1 protein-coding gene is annotated in these 234 nt (G+C 34.6%); it reads right to left on the bottom strand.

What is annotated here, in order from left to right:
• Positions 1-165, bottom strand: a 165-nt coding sequence (gene rpmD / locus ACY2RS_RS15945) for a 50S ribosomal protein L30 (protein WP_490099632.1), incomplete at its 3' end; no start/stop codon positions are given.
• Between the last annotated feature and the right edge of the window lie 69 nt (positions 166-234).

The following is a 234-nucleotide window of genomic DNA, read 5'->3' on the forward strand; positions in this document are numbered from 1 at the left end:
AGAAACCAAGTGTTTAACTTTATTTACCATACCAAGAATATTTGGCGTTTCATCATGCTCTACTACTTGACCAATTTTTCTTAGTCCTAAAGCTTCAAGCGTTCTCTTCTGTTTTTGAGTACGGTTAATCGCACTTTTCACCTTTGTTACTTTTATCTTTGTCATCTTAGTGCTGTTTATCCTTTAAACAATTTTTCCATTGAAATACCACGCTGTTTTGCAACAGTTTGAGCG

Source organism: Patiriisocius sp. 208BN25-11 (assembly GCF_058147145.1).